At 66.9% G+C, this 15181-nt stretch carries 13 protein-coding genes and 3 tRNA genes; 4 read left to right on the top strand and 12 right to left on the bottom strand.

All coding sequences use genetic code 11. From position 1 onward, the window contains the following. Positions 1-5: 5 nt before the first annotated feature. Positions 6-82: transfer RNA gene (locus bpln_RS04235), tRNA-Arg, on the bottom strand. A 59-nt stretch (positions 83-141) separates the two neighbouring features. Beyond that, positions 142-218 (bottom strand) — tRNA-Arg (locus bpln_RS04240). Positions 219-332: 114 nt separating this feature from the next. Between bpln_RS04240 and greB the strand changes: the two genes are divergently transcribed. Then, entirely contained in the window at positions 333-893 is a 561-nt protein-coding gene (gene greB / locus bpln_RS04245; RefSeq protein WP_042624129.1) for a transcription elongation factor GreB, read from the top strand. Positions 894-1014: 121 nt separating this feature from the next. Here the strand turns inward: greB and bpln_RS04250 are convergent, their stop codons facing one another. Then, the gene (locus tag bpln_RS04250) at positions 1015-2166 is read right to left on the bottom strand and encodes a porin (RefSeq protein WP_042624130.1); all 1152 of its coding nucleotides are present in this window, start codon (positions 2164-2166) and stop codon (positions 1015-1017) included. A gap of 549 nt (positions 2167-2715) precedes the next feature. Beyond that, positions 2716-2973, bottom strand: coding sequence for a hypothetical protein (locus bpln_RS04255; RefSeq protein ID WP_171907455.1), 258 nt, complete (start codon positions 2971-2973; stop codon positions 2716-2718). A 399-nt stretch (positions 2974-3372) separates the two neighbouring features. Here bpln_RS04255 and bpln_RS04260 point away from each other — a divergent pair, with 399 nt between their 5' ends. Continuing rightward, positions 3373-3576, top strand: a complete 204-nt coding sequence (locus bpln_RS04260; RefSeq protein WP_012734907.1) for a cold-shock protein — start codon at positions 3373-3375, stop codon at positions 3574-3576. Between the two features lie 116 nt (positions 3577-3692). Then, on the top strand, positions 3693-4847 hold the full coding sequence (locus bpln_RS04265; RefSeq protein WP_055138158.1) for an exonuclease domain-containing protein: 1155 nt from the start codon (positions 3693-3695) through the stop codon (positions 4845-4847). A 115-nt stretch (positions 4848-4962) separates the two neighbouring features. Here the strand turns inward: bpln_RS04265 and bpln_RS04270 are convergent, their stop codons facing one another. The 6 genes from bpln_RS04270 to pepN all read right to left on the bottom strand — a co-directional run bounded on the left by bpln_RS04270 (position 4963) and on the right by pepN (position 11241). After that, positions 4963-5556, bottom strand: coding sequence for a chorismate mutase (locus bpln_RS04270; RefSeq protein ID WP_055138159.1), 594 nt, complete (start codon positions 5554-5556; stop codon positions 4963-4965). Positions 5557-5765: 209 nt separating this feature from the next. Further along, positions 5766-5912 carry a hypothetical protein gene (locus bpln_RS37110; protein ID WP_042626432.1) on the bottom strand — a complete coding sequence of 49 codons (147 nt, stop codon included), beginning with the start codon at positions 5910-5912 and terminating at the stop codon, positions 5766-5768. Between the two features lie 302 nt (positions 5913-6214). Further along, a complete protein-coding gene (locus tag bpln_RS04275; protein ID WP_042624133.1) occupies positions 6215-6466 on the bottom strand; it encodes a GlsB/YeaQ/YmgE family stress response membrane protein in 252 nt (83 codons plus the stop codon). Between the two features lie 333 nt (positions 6467-6799). Next, positions 6800-6875: transfer RNA gene (locus bpln_RS04280), tRNA-Thr, on the bottom strand. A gap of 235 nt (positions 6876-7110) precedes the next feature. Then, positions 7111-8130, bottom strand: coding sequence for a class 1 fructose-bisphosphatase (locus bpln_RS04285; RefSeq protein WP_042624134.1), 1020 nt, complete (start codon positions 8128-8130; stop codon positions 7111-7113). Between the two features lie 408 nt (positions 8131-8538). After that, the gene (gene pepN, locus bpln_RS04290; protein WP_042624135.1) at positions 8539-11241 is read right to left on the bottom strand and encodes an aminopeptidase N; all 2703 of its coding nucleotides are present in this window, start codon (positions 11239-11241) and stop codon (positions 8539-8541) included. A 238-nt stretch (positions 11242-11479) separates the two neighbouring features. On the opposite strand from pepN, the gene bpln_RS04295 reads away from it, so the two are divergent. After that, positions 11480-12190 (top strand): DUF4136 domain-containing protein, encoded by a 711-nt coding sequence (locus bpln_RS04295; RefSeq protein ID WP_042624136.1) that lies wholly within the window; start codon positions 11480-11482, stop codon positions 12188-12190. A 226-nt stretch (positions 12191-12416) separates the two neighbouring features. Here bpln_RS04295 and guaD read toward each other — a convergent pair whose 3' ends face one another. After that, positions 12417-13736, bottom strand: a complete 1320-nt coding sequence (guaD, locus tag bpln_RS04300) for a guanine deaminase (RefSeq protein ID WP_042624137.1) — start codon at positions 13734-13736, stop codon at positions 12417-12419. A gap of 43 nt (positions 13737-13779) precedes the next feature. After that, positions 13780-15156, bottom strand: coding sequence for an NCS2 family permease (locus bpln_RS04305; protein WP_055138160.1), 1377 nt, complete (start codon positions 15154-15156; stop codon positions 13780-13782). Positions 15157-15181 lie beyond the last annotated feature (25 nt).

Raw genomic sequence — 15181 nt, forward strand, 5'->3', positions numbered from 1 at the left:
AAAGATGGCGCGGCTGGCAGGATTCGAACCCACGACCCCTTGGTTCGTAGCCAAGTACTCTATCCAACTGAGCTACAGCCGCACGCAAAACGATACTGCATCGTACTGCCGGGAGATCCCGTAGGACAACCCGTTAAAAAATGGCGCGGCTGGCAGGATTCGAACCCACGACCCCTTGGTTCGTAGCCAAGTACTCTATCCAACTGAGCTACAGCCGCACGCAGAAGTGAGATTATAGCAAGGTTTTTTGAAAAGGGAAGTGTTTGACGCCGATTTCTTCAGGAAGGCCATTCGTGTACCCTTGGGGCATCTCATGGGTAGTCTGGAACGGAATGAACAAGGCGTTTGTGAAGGAGTCGGACGGCGACGATGACGAGCTCGATGCGGCCTTGCCGCCGATTCCGCCCGGTGCGAAGAACTACATCACGCCGGCCGGTCACAAGCGGCTGCGCGACGAGCTGCTGCACCTGATCGACGAGGAGCGTCCCGAGGTGGTCAAGCTGGTGTCGTGGGCCGCCTCGAACGGCGACCGCTCCGAGAACGGCGATTACATCTACGGCAAGCGCAGGCTGCGCGAGATCGACCGGCGGATCCGCTTCCTGACCAAGCGGCTCGATCTGGCCGAGGTGGTCGACGCGAGCCGGCAGGAGAGTGCCGACCAGGTGTTCTTCGGCGCGACCGTCGATTACGCGACCGAGGACGGCGACGAGCACACCATCACGATCGTCGGCGTCGACGAGGTCGACCTGGATCGCGGCCACGTCAGCTGGGTCTCGCCGATCGCGCGCGCGCTGCTGAAGGCGCGCATCGGCGACACGGTCACGCTTGTGACGCCGGGCGGCCCGCAGCCCGTGGACGTGCTCGACGTCCGTTACCCGGCGCCCGCCGCGTAGCAGCCCGTCGCCGACTACACCGGCAATCTCGTCGCCTCGCCCGAAAACAAAAAAAGCGCCCCAAGGGGCGCTTTTGTCATGATCGCCGCCGGATTGCCGCGGCGCGTCAGGACGCGGTCGATCAGAAGCGGTGACGCAGGCCGGCCGTGACGGCGATCTGCTTGTTCGTCGACGAAGCGCCGCCGAGACCGTTCACATAGGCACCGATCGCCAGGCCGTCGTTGCTGACGTGCTGGTATTCGCCCTGCAGGTAGACGTCGGTGCGCTTGGACAGTGCATACGAGGTCTGCAGGTTGAACTGGTTCCAGCCCGGGTGACGGCCGTCGAGGAAGCCGGCCGTGTACGTCCAGGAACCGGCGACCGACAGGGCCGGCGTCAGCGCGTAGCGGGCGTTGACTTCGTAGTTGTTGAAGCGCGCGAAGGTGCCGTCCAGCGCAAGGCCGGTCGACACGCCCGACGGGCTGGCCGCGATGCCGAGCGCGCGGTTCACGCGCGTCTGCGTGAACACGAAGCCCGCCGTGGCCGGACCGAACGTGTAGGTCAGACCGCCGCCGAACACGCGCTGGCGCTTGCCGACGAACGTGTTGTCGCCCGCCACCGCGCCGCCCGTGTTCGACAGCGTCGCCGACGTGAGGCCGGTGATGTTGTTGTCGAGCTGCAGGTAGCCGGCCGCGATGTTGAAGCCGAGATACGAGTACGACACGCCGCCGCTGAACGCACGGTTGTTCGAGAACTGGTCGCTGTTCGAGAAGCCGTACAAGCCACCGAACTTCAGGCCGCCGTAGTTGACGCTCGTGTACTTGACCGAGTTGTTGATCCGGAACGAGTTGTTCAGGTTGTCGTTGTCGAACGGGTGGGCGAACTGCGTGCCGCCGTACTGCGTGCCCGTCAGCGACAGCGGGGCCAGGAAGTCGACGACGCTGTCGTACTGGCGGCCGAGCGTGACCGAACCGAACTGGTTGTGGCCAAGGCCGACGTAAGCCTGGCGGCCGAATTCGCGGCTGTTCTGCTTGAGCGTGCCGTTGTTGATGCCGAAACCGTTTTCGAGCACGAAGATCGCCTTCAGGCCGCCGCCCAGGTCTTCATTGCCACGCAGGCCCCAGCGGCTACCGTTGATCGAGCCGCTCGTTTCCGACCATGAACTGTGGCCGCCCTGGTTGTTCGTATAAGTGATGCCGGCGTCGATCAGGCCGTACAGCGTCACGCTGCTCTGAGCGTGTGCGGCCGTTGCGAAGACGCCCGAGAGCGCGGCCACGAGTAGAGTCTTTTTCATTGTTTCGTCTCCATCAGGAGGAGGAACGGGTCCCCCGCAATTCGGGATAGTCGGCCAGCACCGGGTGGGGCGTAGTGTGGCGTGATAGGGGTGGCGCCACAGGGCGCCGCAAATCTCCAAACCCGAGCGCAGTGTAAGAGGGAGCCGGCCGTGTTCGTGGCTCGCACTTTAAGCAATAATGAATTTAAGTTTCGGAAATGATCGGAAATCGCCCGGAAACCTTTGTCAGGCAAGGGAAAGCGCCGTTCGGTGAGATTTGATCGGGATCGCGAATGGTCGTCCGCCGTTGCGCGGCGGCGACAAAAGGGAGCAGGGAAGCGGGGCGGATCGGGAACGTGGGAAGTGCGGAGGATTGTTGAGTCTTCGACAATAGACGTTTGTGAGGACCACCGCTAATGCTGCACGGCGCAATCGTTATACTGGTGTCTCTGCTTTCCGAAGCAGACTTTTTCGTTGACGGAAAAGATCTCCAAACCTTTGTCGGCGCGACTTCCCAGTCGCGCTTTTTTTTGCTTTTTCCGTCTTTTCTCGATGGCGCGCCGGCCGGGTTCAGCCGCGGCGGCGCTGTTTCGTCGGTTTTGCGTCCGTGACTTCGCGTGCCGACGGCATGCCGGCCGGCTGCGCCCAGTCTTCCATCACATAATGGCGTGCATCGAGTGGCGAGGCGAGCAGGTTCTGCCAGTGGTCGCCATGCCAGGTCGTGTCGAATTCGGCATCGAGTGCGTAGATCGTGGGCACCGCCTTGATCTTTTTATGGCGGCGCAGCATGCCGAGTCGGTGCGCGAAACGTTTGAATCTGTCGAGCAGCATATCCGCCCCCTTGTACACGGCCTGATTCAGCATCGCAAAACCGGCTGTCCACGACAACCCGGACAAATACCAAGTAATCGCTATTTTTTACCCGGTCGGTATTTTTTGCATTTTCGTTAATTGAAACGGATATTCCCTAGTAATAATGACAGGTCGCGCGTGACTAAATGGTCCATTTTGTTGGCGATGTACCGTTTCCATCGCGATCGAGGTCAAGTCTGATAAGAAGATGTGAAGAATTTTCTTGACGAGCCCGGAGCCTCCCATTTATAAAAGCACCACGAAGTCTGCGGTGCTTACTGCTCATCGTCCATAAGGTTTAGCGGGGCCGAGGCTTTCGGTGACGGCACTCACGAGTTGCTCGTTTTATTTATAATCGTTTGGGGAATCAGGAATATGGATACCGGTATCGTGAAATGGTTTAACGATGCTAAGGGCTTTGGCTTTATTACGTCGGACAACGGTGGCGAAGACCTGTTCGCGCACTTCTCGGAAATCCGCATGGACGGCTTCAAGACGCTGAAGGAAAATCAGCGCGTGTCGTTCGACGTGAAGACCGGGCCGAAAGGCAAGCAGGCGGCGAACATCCAGGCGCTGTAATCCGGGTTGAACCGGATGTCCAGCCCCCGCTTTGGCGGGGGCTTTGTTTTTGGCGGGTAGAATCGGCATCGTGCATGGTTTTTCGCGCACTCCACCCGGTATCGCTTACTGCTGACATGTCTGATTCGTCTTCGTCGTTGTCTTCGTTTTTCCAGGCCTCCGGTGGCCCGCTCGCTTTCGTCGACCTCGAGACGACCGGCGGCTCCGCGGCCGAACACCGGATTACCGAGATCGGTGTCGTCGAGGTCGGTCCCGACGGCGTCTCGACCTGGAACTCGCTGATCGATCCCCACCAGCCGATCCCGGCCTTCATCCAGCAGCTGACCGGCATCACCGATGCGATGGTGCGCGGCGCGCCGAGCTTCGCCTCGATCGCGGCCGAGCTTTACGCGCGGCTCGACGGGCGGCTCTTCATCGCGCACAACGCGAGTTTCGACCGCGGCTTCCTGCGCGCCGAATTCGAGCGCGCCGGCTATGCCTTCAATCCCGACGTGCTCTGCACGGTGCGCCTGTCGCGCGCGCTTTTCCCGCGCGAATCGCGCCATGGGCTCGATGCGCTGATCGCACGCCACGCGTTGGTGCCGAACGCGCGTCACCGCGCGCTGGCCGACGCCGATCTCGTCTGGCAGTTCTGGCGACACCTGCACGACGCGATTCCGGCCGAGCAGCTTGTCGAGCAGATCGCGCAGACGACGCGCCGCTACCGGCTGGCGGGCGACCTGACCGAGGACGACCTCGAGCGCGCGCCAGCCGGCTTTGGCGCCTATGCGCTGTTCGGGGAGGGCGACGCGCCGCTCTACGTCGGGCGCAGCGTTCGGGTGCGCAACCGCCTGCGCGCGCTGCTCACGGGCGAGCGGCGCTCGGCGAGGGAGCGGCGGCTCGCGGAGCAGGTGCGGCGCCTGGAATGGCGCGAGACCGGCGGCGAACTCGGTGCGATGCTGGCCGAGGCGAACTGGATCGCCGAACTCGCCCCGGCCTTCAACCGCAAAGCCGGCGACGCGCGGCGCGGCACCGCCGGCGAGCCCTGGCCGTTCGACGGCCCGGTGGCGATCGTCGACGGCGGCGCACCGGCGACATATCACGTGGTCGATCGCTGGCGCTATCTGGGCACTGTCGCCGGCATCGAGGCCGCGCGTGCGCTGGCCGCCGCGGCCGGGAGCGACGGCCGGTTCAATGCCACCGTGTTCCGGATTCTGCAGACCCATCTCGCGCGCGGCGTGCCGACCATCGAGCTTGCATTGCAGGCCCCTGTGCCGGTGGCACCGCAGTAAGCAAGCGGCGTCCGCTTCGGGTTTACGCGACGGCCGCCGCACCGGCGCGTTCGACCTGCACCGCGCGGGCGGTGCCCGACAAGATCGATTCCCCGATTCGATAGCGGGTGTCGCGTCAGCCGATCGCGCTGGCGCCGCCGCCGGCGCAGACATGCGCGAGCGCTGCGTCGAGCGCGGGCGACTGGCTCGAGTCGTAGCGCGTCATCGACTTCCAATCGGCGATGCTGCGCGCCATGCGCGACTGGCAGTCGGGCGCGTTGCGCAGCGGCGCGACGCGCGTGAGCGCGCCGATCATCGACTGGGTGAGCCGGTCGAACTGCGGGCGCGTGGTGGTGGCGAGGTCGGGTGGCGTGCCGTCGGGGGCCCGCGTGGCGCGCCACTTCGCGAACAGCGCGTTCTGCATGATCTTGCTCGCCTCGATCTGGTCCGAGAAAAACGCATGCGCGTAATCGCGATCGACCCCGCTCGCCACCGCGCGGCGTTCGACGTCGGCGAGCAGTTGCGCTTCGCGCGGCTTGTCCTCGATCGGCTTGTGATTGGCCCACTTCCAGCGGGCCACCGGCTCGGCCAGCGCGATGCGCTGCGAGGCGAGCGCGACGAGGTTGGTGAGCGGGGTGTCGTCGCCGTCGGCCGAGGCCGGCAGCGGCAGGGCGAGCAGGGCGGCGGCGAGCGACGCAAACGCGAGGGTCGGGCGGATCGGGAGAGTCATGGTGGATCAGCAGGCGCCGGTGGGGGGGGCCGGGCATAGGGAAAACGAGGAGGATAAACGAATACTCCGCGCACGCGGGCGCCGGAGACGAAGCTTAGCGCGCGCAGCCGACCCGACTCGGGAGCCTGGTGGCCTGCTGCAGCGGGGAGGGGGGCGGACGCAAGGAGTCGAGCGCGGTGACGCGGTGGTTCGCGACGTTCAGCCGGCCGTTACTTCGGCGCGCCCAGCTTGTGCTGCTCGTCGAAGAACGCACGCACGTGGTCGGGCAGCTCCGCGAGGAACTCGACGGCCACCGGCTCCGGGTCCGGGCTCATCACTTTCTCGGGAGGTGGCATGCGAGTCGGCTTTTCGTCCATGATCATTCTCCTTGCGGTGTATCGATTATCAGCCGCCTATCTTCAATTTTTCCAGCAGGGAATCGTTTCAATTTGTCGATGTTGCTTAAACCGCACAGCTGGGCGGTTTTTGTCGTGGCTGGCCGGATCGGCGGCGCGCGGAAAATGGATGCGCACGCACCTTTCTCGCCGGGGGGGGCATTCGTCCGACGTGTGCGGGGAGCGGAAGGGCGGGAGAGGGGGAGGCGGTGCCGCGGCGGCCGCGGCGGCGAGCGGCCCGGCGTGCCGCTTCGGGCGGGCGCCGGGCCGCGATCGGCGCGCAGTCAGGCGCGCCGGAACAGCCGGATGATGAACAGCAGGATGACCGCGCCGATTACAGCGACGATGATCGACGCGAAGAAGCCGCTGCCGATCGTGATGCCGAGCACGCCCGCGAGCCAGCCGCCGATGATGGCGCCGACGATGCCGACGATGATGTCGACGATCAGGCCGAAGCCGCCGCCCTTCACGAGCAGGCCGGCCAGCCAGCCGGCGATGGCGCCGATGATGAGCCACATAATCAAGCCATGAGCCATGGTGGTTCTCTCCAGGTTGGGTTGCTGCGTAACGAACCGGCCGTGGGCATCGAGATGCGCATCGACAGGGCGAACTGTCCGCCCCGGCCCGGTGCCCACGCAATGTACTGCAATAGCCGGGTCAGGAGCGTTAAGTAATGTTAGGCAGCGCCGGAGTGCTTTTCCAATGGTTTTCTCGGGCCGGCAGGCATGACGTCGCGGAGCTTTCGCGGGGCTTTCCGGCGGCGCGCCGAAAAGACGGAGGAGGAGCAGCGAGAGGAGCGACAGGAAAGCCGCCGATGCTGCAAAGCAAAAAGCCCGATCACGAGGATCGGGCTTTTTGCTTGATTCGGATGGTGCCGGAGATAGGAGTCGAACCTACGACCTTCGCATTACGAATGCGCTGCTCTACCAACTGAGCTACACCGGCAACAAAGAAATGAAATTATAGGGTGATTTCTGCGAAGCTGGCAATAGGTCCGGCGAAAAAATTTCAAGCATTCGCGCCGACCCGACCGGCTCCGCATCCTCGACGACCGTTGCCGATCATCTGTCCCCGCGTCTTTCAACGGCCCGAATTCTACGATGAAAAACACGGGGGAGGAAGGCCTTTCTCGCCGTCGCGGGGACTTTCTTGCGGCGCCGCCGCAACGGCCGCGCGGGCTTTACTTCGCGGCCGCTTCCTGGTGATAGCGTGCGACGCGTTCGACCTCGTTCTTCGAGCCGAGGATCACCGGCACGCGCTGGTGCAGGCCGGTCGGCTGCACCTCGAGGATGCGCTCGGTGCCGGTCGACGCGGCGCCGCCCGCCTGCTCGACGATGAACGACATCGGGTTGGCCTCGTACATCAGGCGCAGCTTGCCGGGGCGATCGGGGGTGCGCGCGTCGGCCGGATACATGAACACGCCGCCGCGGTTCAGGATGCGGTGGACGTCGGCCACCATCGAGGCGATCCAGCGCATGTTGAAGTTCTCGCCGCGCGGGCCGTCGACGCCGGCGTTCAGCTCGTCGACATAGCGCTTGACCGGCTCGTACCAGTGGCGCGCGTTCGAGGCGTTGATCGCGTATTCGCGCGTGTCGGCCGGAATCTGCATGTTGCTCTGCGTCAGCACCCACGAGCCGAGTTCGCGATCGAGCGTGAAGCAGTTCACGCCGTGGCCGGTGGTCAGCACCAGCACCGTCTGCGGGCCGTACACGGCGTAGCCGGCGGCCACCTGCTTCACGCCCGGCTGCAGGAACGACTGTTCGGTGGCCTGCTGGCCGTCCGGGCAGCGCAGCACGGAGAAGATCGTGCCGATCGAGACGTTCACGTCGATGTTCGACGAACCGTCGAGCGGATCGAACACCAGCAGGTATTCGCCGCGCGGGTAGTTCTCGGGGATCGGGAAGAACGTTTCCATTTCCTCCGAGGCCATCGCGGCGAGGTTGCCGCCCCATTCGTTCGCGTCGAGCAGGATTTCGTTCGACAGGATGTCGAGCTTCTTCTGCACTTCGCCCTGCACGTTCTCGCTGCCGGCCGTGCCAAGCGCATCGCCGAGCGCGCCCTTCGAGACGTGGAAGCTGATTGCCTTGCAGGCGCGCGCGACGACTTCGATCAGCAGGCGCAGGTCGGCGGGAAGGTTGTGGTTCTCGCGTTGTTGCTCGATCAGATACTTCGACAGCGTGGTACGTCGGGAAAGGGACATGCTGAGCTCCGGGAGGCAGGAAAATATCTGTTTTTTGCAATTTTACCCGCGCTGCCCTGACGCACCGCCGCCTTTTTGTTCCGGATCACGGGCGCGCGCGTCACGGCGCGGTCGCGCCAGCCCGATTTCGGGCCGCGATGCGGCGCCGGCCGCGCACATGGTACGCACGAAATCGGCGAGGCAGGGACGGCCGCGAGAAGGCCGGCGGCGCATTCGAATGGGGGCCGGCCGCCCGCCGGTGGGCCGATCGGGACCGCGGGCTGCGCGATCGCGAGCGGGCGCTGGCCGGTGCGGCGCCCGGTTGAGCGCGCGGCGGCCCGTGGCCCGCGATCATGAAAAAACGGCCGGCGCCGCGTGAGCGGGCCGGCCGTTTCAGCGGCTTGGGTTTGCCTGGATCGTCCGGCGCGCTTACGCCAGCGCTTTCCCGACGATCTCGCGAACGTCGCGCGACTTCGCGCCGGCCGCGACGCGTTCAAGCGCGGCGCGCATCGGCTCGCGCAGCGCCGGCGTGAAGCGCCGCCAGTTTTCGAGCGAACGCGACAGCCGCGCGGCGACCTGCGGGTTGATCGCGTCGAGCGCCAGCACTTGATCGGCCCAGAACGCGTAGCCGGAGCCGTCGGCGGCGTGGAACTGCGCCGGATTCGCGGCGCAGAAGCCGAAGATCAGCGAGCGCGCGCGGTTCGGATTCTTCAGGTTGAAGGCCGGGTGCGAGAGCAGTTCGCGCACCGTGTCGAGCGTCGGATGGTCGGCCGTGCCACGCCGCGTGGCCTGCATCGAGAACCACTTGTCGATCACCAGCGCCTCCTTCTCGAAGCGCGCGTAGAAGTCGGCGAGCGCCTTGCGCGCCGGCGCCTCGGCCGCGTCCGAGGCGGCCGAGGCCGACAGCAGCGCGCCGAGCGCGGCGGCGCGGTCGGTCATGTTGTCGGCCACGTCGTATTGGGCGGTGGCGAGGCGCACGGCTTCGGCCGGCTCGTCGAGTTCGGCGAGGTAGGCGAGCGCGAGATTCTTCAGCGCGCGATGGCCGGCGTCCTCGGGCGTCGGCGCGTAGGCGCCCGGGGTGCGGTGCCGTTCGTGGATCGCGAGCCAGTCGGCGCGCAGCGCGGCGGCCAGCCGGCCGCGCACGAACTGGCGCGCGCGGTGGACCGCGGCCGGGTTCGCCTCGCGCATCTGGTCGGCCAGATAGGCCTCGGACGGCATCGTCAGCGCCAGCTCGCGGAACGCCGGCGACAGCGAATCGTCCACCAGCACGCGGTGGAATGCATTGACGAACGCGTCGTCGAGCGTCAGCTCGCCGTCCGCGGCGGCCGTGTCGGCGAGCGTCAGCAGCGCGCGCGTGGCGAGCCGCTGGCCCGCCTCCCAGCGGTTGAACGGATCGCTGTCGTGCGCGAGCAGGAACGCGAGCTGGTCCTCGCGATAGTCGTAGTCGACGATCACCGGCGCCGAGAAGTTGCGCAGCAGCGACGGCAGCGGCTCGGCCGCGACGTCGACGAAGGTATAGCTGGCCTGCGTCCCGGTCAGCTCGAGCACGCGCGTGGTGGCGCCGGCCTCGGCCTCGCCGTCCAGGCGCAGCGGCAGGTCCTGGCCGTCGGGGCCGATCAGGCCGATCGCGAACGGGATCAGCAGCGGGCCCTGCTGGGTCTCGCGCGCGGCCGGCGAACCCTCGCCGTAAGCCTGGCTCAGCGTGACCGTGTAGCGTTTCGCCGCCGCGTCGTAGGCGGTCTTCACGGCCACGCGCGGCGTGCCGGCCTGGCTGTACCAGCGCTCGAACTGCGCGAGATCGCGGCCGTTCGCGTCGGCCATCGCGTGGCGGAAGTCGTCGCAGGTCACGGCCTGGCCGTCGTGGCGCTTGAAATAGAGATCCATGCCGCGCCGGAAGCCGTCGCGGCCGAGCAGCGTCTGGTACATCCGCACGACTTCCGAGCCCTTCTCGTAGACCGTCATCGTGTAGAAGTTGTTGATCTCGACGTAGCTCTCGGGGCGCACCGGGTGCGCCATCGGGCCGGCGTCCTCGGCGAACTGCAACTGGCGCAGCACGCGCACGTCCTCGATGCGCTTGACGGCGCGCGCGCCCGCGTCGTCGCCTTCGCCGGCCGCCATGTCGGCCGAGAATTCCTGGTCGCGGAACACCGTCAGCCCTTCCTTCAGGCTCAGCTGGAACCAGTCGCGGCAGGTCACGCGGTTGCCGGTCCAGTTATGGAAATACTCGTGGCCGACCACTGCCTCGATATTCGAGAAATCGACGTCGGTGGCCGTTTCCGGGTTCGCCAGCACGTACTTCGTGTTGAAGATGTTGAGCCCCTTGTTCTCCATCGCGCCCATGTTGAAGTCGCTGACGGCGACGATCATGAAGCGGTCGAGATCGAGCTCGAGGCCGAAGCGCTTTTCGTCCCAGCGGATCGAGTGGATCAGCGAATCCATCGCGTGGCGCGTCTTGTCGAGGTCGGCGGGTTCGACCCATACCTGCAGCAGCTTGCTCGCGCCGGAGCCGGTGGTGATGGTCTCCTCGATCGAGACCAGCTTGCCCGCGACCAGGGCGAACAGGTAGCTCGGCTTGCGAAACGGGTCCTCCCACTTCGCGAAGTGGCGGCCATCGGGCAGCAGGCCGGAATCGACGAGGTTGCCGTTCGACAGCAGCACCGGGCAAGCCTCGCGGTCGGCGCGCAGCGTGACCGTGTAGGTCGACATCACGTCGGGCCGGTCGAGGAAATAGGTGATGTGGCGAAAGCCTTCCGCTTCGCACTGCGTAAAGAAATTGCCACCCGACACGTAGAGGCCGGACAGCGTGGTGTTGGCGGCCGGCGCGCAGGCGCTGTCGATCACGAGCTCGAACGCGTCGGGCACGTTCTCGACGCTCAGGCCGTGTTCGTGCGCGCGCACCGCCGCGGCCGGCTGGCCGTTGATTTGCGCCGCGATGAATTCGAGCGACTCGCCGAGCAGTTCGAGATGCGGCGCGGGCGCGGCGTCGGGGTTGCGGCGCAGGCGCATCGTGTTGCGCACGACCGTGCGCTCGGGCACCAGATCGAATTCGAGGGCGACGCTGTCGATGAGGAACGCGGGCGGGGTGTAGTCGGCGCGGCGGATCACGGTGGAAGGGGCGGCGGTATCGGACATGTCGGTCGGTCGGTGATGAGTTCGTGAGCCCGTTCGTGGCGGGCGGCGTGGGTCCATTGTACAAAGGCTTGGCAAGTCGCGCGGACCGAACTTTCGGACCTGCCGGCGGTCTGCCTAGTGGTTGCGGAGCGCGGCGCGCAGCGTATGATCGCGAGGCGCCCGCCGGGGTGTCGGCGGCGTTCCGGCACTACCCGGGCAACAGCCGGGGCATACAGAAAGGGAATCGAGGAAGAGGATCATGAAAGCGAATCGAATGTTCCGCGCCGCCACGTGGCTCGCGGCTGCCTGCGTCGTGCTGCTGTCGGGGTGCGCGAGCTACGTGAACACGCAGGTCACGGCATTTTCCGACTGGAGCGGCAGCGACGCGACGCGCACCTACGCGTTCACGCGCGCGCCCGACGAGCAGAACAGCCTGGAACAGGCGACCTACGAGCAGATCGTGGCGAACGAGCTGTCCACGCTGTCGTTCCGCCGTGTGCCGCAGGCCGACGCGCGCTATCTGGTCAAGTTGACCTACGGCGTCAAGGGCGACCTGGTGTCGGTGCCGCAGCCAGTCTACTACGATCCGTGGTTCGGCCCGGGGCCATACTGGCGCGGTGGCCCGTGGGGGCCGTTCGGGCCGTGGGGCGGCCCGTTCCCGGCCGGCTACGTGAACCAGACCTATCAGGTCTATCAACGCACGCTGAACCTGCGCATCACCGAGCGGACGACCGGGCGCGAGGTCTATAACGTCAGCGCGCGCAATACCGGCAGCGGCGATTCGCTTGTCGCGGCGATGCCGTACCTGGCGCGTTCGGCGCTGGCCGATTTCCCGCTCGGCAACGGCGCGACGCGCGTCGTGCGGCTGCCGGTGGCGCGCAGCGGCGGGGCTGCGGCGCCTGCGTCGAATGAGCGCGCGGTGCCGGCGGCGCCGGCTTCGGCTGCGCCGGCCGCGGCCGGCGCGCACTAGAGTCGGACATGGCCGGTCCGGCCCGGTAGCGACGGAGGTTGTCGCCGGGGCGGGCCGGAAGCGCCGCCGCCCCCGCGCGGGTGGCGGCAAATGAATGAAAGGTCCGAGCGAATGAAAGGCCCGGTGCGATGTTTCGCATCGGGCCTTTTTCACATCCGGCCGGCGGTCTGGGCCCGGAGGCCGTGCCGGCGGGGTGGATGCCGTCGCGGTGCCGTCGAGCCGCCGTTCAGGCCGCCGCGGCCCTCGCCTCGTCGCGTCGATGCACGCAGCGGCCGGCGGCCCAGGTGCTGTGGACGGCGCGGTCGTCGCCGAGCATCGCGAACGCGAACAGCAGTTCCTCGAGCGAGGCGGCGCGCGCGGTGCGGCGCGCGAGCAGCGGCGTGGCGCGCGGATCGAGCACGACGAAGTCGGCCTCGGCGCGCGGCGCGAGCGTGCCGATCTGCGTGTCGAGCGCGAGCGCGCGCGCCGCGCCCGCCGTGGCGAGCCAGAACATCCGCGTCGCGCCGAGGTGGTAGCCCGACAGCCGCGCGACCTTGTGCGCTTCGTTCATGGTCTGCAGCATCGAGAACGAGGTGCCGCCGCCCACGTCGGTCGCGAGCGAAAGGTGTACGCGCTGCGCGGTGGCGCGGTCGAAGTCGAACAGGCCGCTGCCGAGGAAGAAGTTCGAGGTCGGGCAGTGCGCGATCACCGTGCCGGTCTCGGCGATCCGGCGCCGGTCCTCGTCGTCGAGATGGATGCAGTGGCCGTACACGGCGCGCGGGCGCAGCAGGCCGTGGCGATCGTAGATGTCGAGGTAGCTGCGGTGGCCCGGGAACAGCTCGGCGGCCCATTTCACCTCGTCGACGTTCTCGGCCACGTGACTCTGCACGAACACGTCGGGATGGCGGCGCGCGAGCGCGGCGCAGGCCTCGAGCTGGGCCGGCGTCGAGGTCGGCGCGAAGCGTGGCGTGAGCGCGTACATCTGCCGGCCGCGGCCGTGCCAGCGCGCGATCAGCGCGGCGCTGTCGTCGTGGCCCGACTGCGCCGTGTCGCGCAGGAACTCGGGGCAGTTGCGATCCATCAGCACCTTGCCCGCGATCATCCGCAGGTTCCTCGCCTCGCTCGCCTCGAACAGCGCCTCGGCCGATTGCCGATGGACCGTGCAGTAGACGAGCGCGGTGGTGGTGCCGCTCGCCAGCAGCGTGTCGATGAAGAACGACGCCACTTCGCGCGCGTGCTCGATGTCCTCGAAGCGCCGCTCGGTCGGGAACGTATAGGTGTCGAGCCACGGCAGCAGGCCCGGCGCCGGCGAGGCGATCATGTCGGTCTGCGGATAGTGGATGTGCGTGTCGATGAAGCCCGGCACGATCAGCTTGTCGCCGAGCGTGGTGACGCGCGCGTCGGGCGCGAGGCGGCCGGCCAGCGCGGCGTAGGCGCCGGCCGCGACCACCCGGCCCGCCGCGTCGACGATCAGCAGGCCGTCCTCCTCGAAGACGGCGGCCTCGTCCGCGTGCGCGGGGTCGTCGCGAAACGTCAGCAGCCGGGCGCGAAAGGCGGTTTGGGTCATGAACGAAACTCCTGCGGCAGGGGAACGGGGCGCATCGGCGGCCTCACAGCTGCGCGAGCAGCACGCCCGAGAGCGCGGCGACGATCCACATCGCCGGCTTGATCTCGCGGCGGCGCCCGGTGAACAGCTTCAGCACCACGAAGGTGAGAAAGCCGTAGGCGATGCCGTCGGTGATCGAATAGGTGAGCGGGATCAGCACCATCGCGATGAACGCGGGAATCGCCTCGTCGAAGCGGTGCCATTCGATCTTCGTGATCGATTCCATCATGAACACGCCCACCAGGATCAGCGCCGGCGCCGTGGCGATCGCGGGCACCAGCGAGAGCAGCGGCGAGAGCACCAGGAACGGCAGGAAGCAGAGCCCGGCCACCACCGCCACCAGGCCGGTGCGCCCGCCCGCCGAGATGCCGGCGGCCGATTCGATGTAGGCGTTCGCGGGGCTCGTGCCGAGCGGTGCCGACACCACCGCCGAGAACGCGTCGACCATCATCGACTGGCGGATGTTGCGCGGGTTGCCGTCGCGATCGACGAGGTTGCCGGCCTCCGAGATCGCCATGAAGGTGGACAGCGCGTCGAAGAAGGCCGTGAACAGCATCACGAAGATGAACGGCCAGTAGACCACCTTCAGCGCGCCGAGCAGGTCGAGCTGGCCGATCCCGGAGAAGTCGGGCGCGGCCACCAGGCCGTTCCAGTTGACGAGCGTCCGGGTGGCGATCGCGGCGGGCCAGTAGGTGCTGCCGTCGCCCCAGATCCGGCCGATCGGCACCGCGAGCAGCGTGGTGGCGACGATGCCGATCATCAGCGCGCCCGTCACGCGGCGCACCACCAGCACGGTGGTGATCGCGAGCCCGACGAGGAACGTCACGATCACCGGGTTCAGCGACGCCGCATGCACGACCGTCACCGGGTCGCCCACCACGAATTTCGCGTTGACGAGCCCGATCAGGCAGATGAACAGGCCAATGCCGCACGACACGGCGTGCCGCAGGTTCGGCGGGATCGCGTCCACCACCAGCTTGCGCGCGTTGAACGCGGCCAGCACGGCGAAGATCACGCCTGCCCAGAACACGCAGCCGAGCGCGGTCTGCCACGGCATCTTCCCGCCGTGGACCATCACGAACGTGAACAGCGCGTTCATGCCCATGCCCGGCGCGACCAGCACCGGGTTGCGCGCGTACAGGCCCATCGCGCAACTGCCGAGGAAGCTGACGATCACGGTGGCGGTCAGCGCCGACGCGAACGGCACGCCCGCCTGGGCCAGGATGCCGGGATTGACGACGATGATGTACATCGCCGTCAGGAACGTCGTGATGCCCGCGACGATTTCGGTGCGCAGCCGCGAGCCGGACTCGCGGATGCCGAAGAATCGGTCGAGCCACGAACTCGTGGCCGGGGCCTTGCTGCCGTTGTACGTGTCCATCGAAAAAGCTCTCCTCAGTCTCTGT

This window comes from Burkholderia plantarii (assembly GCF_001411805.1).
Taxonomy (GTDB): domain Bacteria; phylum Pseudomonadota; class Gammaproteobacteria; order Burkholderiales; family Burkholderiaceae; genus Burkholderia; species Burkholderia plantarii.

Coding starts and splice junctions, on each gene's coding strand:
- greB (WP_042624129.1), top strand. CDS start 333: ATGAACAAGGCGTTTGTGAAGGAGTCGGACGGCGACGATGACGAGCTC.
- bpln_RS04250 (WP_042624130.1), bottom strand. CDS start 2,166: ATGAAAAAGACTCTACTCGTGGCCGCGCTCTCGGGCGTCTTCGCAACG.
- bpln_RS04260 (WP_012734907.1), top strand. CDS start 3,373: ATGGATACCGGTATCGTGAAATGGTTTAACGATGCTAAGGGCTTTGGC.
- bpln_RS04265 (WP_055138158.1), top strand. CDS start 3,693: ATGTCTGATTCGTCTTCGTCGTTGTCTTCGTTTTTCCAGGCCTCCGGT.
- bpln_RS04270 (WP_055138159.1), bottom strand. CDS start 5,556: ATGACTCTCCCGATCCGCCCGACCCTCGCGTTTGCGTCGCTCGCCGCC.
- bpln_RS37110 (WP_042626432.1), bottom strand. CDS start 5,912: ATGGACGAAAAGCCGACTCGCATGCCACCTCCCGAGAAAGTGATGAGC.
- bpln_RS04275 (WP_042624133.1), bottom strand. CDS start 6,466: ATGGCTCATGGCTTGATTATGTGGCTCATCATCGGCGCCATCGCCGGC.
- bpln_RS04285 (WP_042624134.1), bottom strand. CDS start 8,130: ATGTCCCTTTCCCGACGTACCACGCTGTCGAAGTATCTGATCGAGCAA.
- pepN (WP_042624135.1), bottom strand. CDS start 11,241: ATGTCCGATACCGCCGCCCCTTCCACCGTGATCCGCCGCGCCGACTAC.
- bpln_RS04295 (WP_042624136.1), top strand. CDS start 11,480: ATGAAAGCGAATCGAATGTTCCGCGCCGCCACGTGGCTCGCGGCTGCC.
- guaD (WP_042624137.1), bottom strand. CDS start 13,736: ATGACCCAAACCGCCTTTCGCGCCCGGCTGCTGACGTTTCGCGACGAC.
- bpln_RS04305 (WP_055138160.1), bottom strand. CDS start 15,156: ATGGACACGTACAACGGCAGCAAGGCCCCGGCCACGAGTTCGTGGCTC.